The following is a 766-nucleotide window of genomic DNA, read 5'->3' on the forward strand; positions in this document are numbered from 1 at the left end:
GGCCAGCGCCTGGGTGAGCACCCAGCCCGCCAGGCAGGTCGGGGCCAGCGCCGCGAGCGCCACCGCGAGGGCGGGCCGGCGTGCGAACCAGGGCCGGTCGGGGCTGATGGAGGAGGCGGACTCGGGCGGCGGGGGGCTGTCGTCGTAGCGCACCTCGCGATGCTAGAACGCCCGGGCGGCGCCCGTACGCACACTGCGCCATCCGAGGGCGTGGTCCGATTGTCGGTCTTGTAGGCCTGGCGGGGGCTTCCCCGGAGACGGCACGCCAGGGGCGCCCCAGGGGGTGGCCGGCTCTGATCCGCCGGGCGCCCCCCGGAGGCCTTCGGCCTAGATGCCCTCGGCCTAGATGCCCTCGGCGGTGCGGCGCAGGACGCGGAGGGAGTCCGTCACCGAGAGCTCCTGGAAGGCTCCGGAGGCCAGGGCGCGCAGGTAGACGCGGTACGGGGCCTGGCCGCCGTCGGCGGGGTCGGGGAAGACGTCGTGAATGACCAGGGTGCCGCCGACCGCCAGGTGGGGGGCCCAGCCCTCGTAGTCGTTCGTGGCGTGCTCGTCCGTGTGGCCGCCGTCGATGAACACGAAGCCGAGCTTGCCGCCCCAGGCGGCCGCGACCTGGGGGGAGCGGCCCACGATCGCGATGACGTGCTCCTCCAGGCCGGCCTTGTGGAGGGTGCGGCGGAAGGTGGGGAGGGTGTCCATCAGGCCGACCTCCGGGTCCACCACCGTCGGGTCGTGGTACTCCCAGCCGGGCTGCTGCTCCTCGCTGCCC

The 766-nt window shown here is 74.9% G+C and carries 1 protein-coding gene; it reads right to left on the reverse strand.

Going from position 1 to position 766, the window contains the following annotated elements; all coding sequences use genetic code 11:
* Positions 1-342: 342 nt before the first annotated feature.
* Positions 343-766, reverse strand: a 424-nt coding sequence (locus VR44_RS40215) for a class I SAM-dependent methyltransferase (RefSeq protein WP_045952651.1), incomplete at its 5' end; no start/stop codon positions are given.

It is taken from the genome of Streptomyces katrae (genome assembly GCF_000966975.1).
In the GTDB taxonomy this organism is placed as follows: Bacteria; Actinomycetota; Actinomycetes; order Streptomycetales; family Streptomycetaceae; genus Streptomyces; species Streptomyces katrae.